2 protein-coding genes are annotated in these 2,321 nt (G+C 33.3%); both read right to left on the bottom strand.

The genetic code is table 11. The features are described 5' to 3' along the window. Positions 1-73: 73 nt before the first annotated feature. Complete coding sequence (gene tarK / locus IDG60_RS11395) at positions 74-1,768, bottom strand: teichoic acid ribitol-phosphate polymerase TarK (RefSeq protein WP_206160712.1); 1,695 nt, start codon at positions 1,766-1,768, stop codon at positions 74-76. A gap of 21 nt (positions 1,769-1,789) precedes the next feature. Next, positions 1,790-2,321, bottom strand: a 532-nt coding sequence (locus IDG60_RS11390) for a zinc-binding dehydrogenase (RefSeq protein WP_206160711.1), incomplete at its 5' end; no start/stop codon positions are given.

The raw sequence follows: 2,321 nt of genomic DNA, 5'->3' as shown, positions 1-2,321 counted from the left end.
ACTTCATTGTCAGAACCCTTCTTGAAAACTATGCCTTATGACTCATTTGCATGGCAAGTAATATATGCCAACATTAGCGTCTAAACAAATCTTTGACTAAACGTTCACTTGAGCGACCATCTTGATATTTAAAATGTTTATCTAAGAATGGTACAACTTTTTCAACCTCATAATCTTCAGTGTCCAAAGCATCCATTAATGCATCAAAGGATTGTACAATTTTACCTGGAACAAATGATTCATATGGTTCATAGAAATCACGCGTCGTAATGTAATCTTCTAAGTCAAATGCATAGAAAATCATCGGCTTTTTAAATACTGCATATTCATATATTAAAGATGAATAATCACTAATCAACAAGTCTGTAACAAAGAGAATATCGTTAACTTCACGATGATCTGACACATCGATAAAGTATTGTCTATGTTCACGTGAAATATTAAGTCTATTTTTTACGAACGGATGCATTTTGAATAACACAACTGCATTATGCTTCTCGCAGTATCTTGCTAAACGTTCAAAATCAATTTTAAAAAATGGATAATGTGCCGTACCGTGACCATTACCTCTAAATGTCGGTGCGAATAGAATAACTTTCTTACCTTTTATAATTGGCAATTCATCTTCCATCTCTTGTTTAATTTGTGTTGCATAAGCTTCATCAAATAGTACATCAGTACGTGGTACACCTGTTGGTACAACATTTTCTTCTCTAATTCCAAATGCTTCAGCATAAAATGGAATATCGGTTTCTGATGAAACATATGCTTTCGTGTAACTACGATGGTTTAATGAATCGATAAACGGACCACCTTTTTTACCTGTACGACTAAAGCCAACTGTTTTAAAGGCACCAACAGCATGCCACACTTGAATAATTTCTTGTGATGGTCTAAAGCGAACCGTATAAATTAATGGATGGAAATCATCAACAAAAATATAATCGGCCTTACCAAGTAAATATGGCAATCTAAACTTGTCTCTCCATTTGCGTCTATCCGTAATATTCGCCTTAAATACCGTTTTAATATCATAATCAAAATCTACTTTTTGGCGTAGTAACTCATCATATACATACTTGAAATTCCCTGATAAATTCGGACGCGAATCTGATGTGAATAATATTGTTTTGCTTCTTTTAATATGTAGTAACTTTGTAATATTAAAAATAGCTTTAAATAAGAAACTTCTACTTTCAAATGAAGCTTTATGACCTTGTTTATGAATCCAGTGTGCACTTGTCGCAATGACCCCTGATTTCTCTTGAGGTAAGGTGATTTCAATATCAAATACAAATTCGTTAACGTCACTTGCTATTTCCGGAGTAATGGTATAGACCGTATGTTGTGATACGCCACCTTTACGGAAAACTTTAGCATCATACGCTAATAAATAGTTCACTTTTCCATTTTGTGTAGTCAGCTCATTGTATTCTTCAATTTGCTCTTCATTTAATGCCGCATAAGCTTGATCAATAATATTTGGATTAAGTTGTCCAATATACTCTAACTGGTCATGATAAACAAATAAATATTTATCCATTGGTAAATAATACCCATCGTCTAATATTGCGACGTTGAATCTACATATAAATGTATTACCGTCTATTTTCATTTCATTTGCTTCTAATGTTTTTGTTTCGGTTAAATTCCTCAGAACAAATTGTCCTGATGTTAAATCGACACCTTCACTATGTCCTTCAATATATAACTGAACACGTTCCCAGTATATGTTATCAATATGTATTGCTTGTTTCGTTTTTGTCATTGTTATTCCCCCATCGGTTTATTAAATCGTCCATTTCAATACTGTTTTTCCCCAAGATGTCGATAAATCCATTTCAAACGCTTGGACGATATCTTGCATCGTACATACATTAATTTCATGTCCTTTTAATAATGCTAACTTTTCAACTATGTCTGGGTACTTACGATATAAATCAACAACTTGCTCAAAATCTTTAGAGCCGCTTCGACTACTACCAATCAACGTTAATCCTTTTTCAAGTACTAATCGTGTATTCACTTCCACGGGTAATTCACTTACGCCTAACAAAGCAATACTGCCTTCTGGTGAAATATGTTCAACTATTTGTTGAAGTGCAACTTGACTTCCTTTACCTCCAACACATTCAAATGCATGATCAATTTTAAGATCATCTGGTATTTGATTTACTGTAAAGATGTCATCTACAAATGAAAAATGACTTAATTTATAGTCTGTCTTACCAAATACATAAATTTTAGCTTCTGGGTACAACTTACGTAGCAAAATAGCAGTAATATAACCTAAGTTACCATCACCCCAAATACCAAAGCTG

The organism is Staphylococcus sp. EG-SA-2 (assembly GCF_017152085.1).
This window is presented reverse-complemented; position numbering and strand designations above follow the sequence as displayed.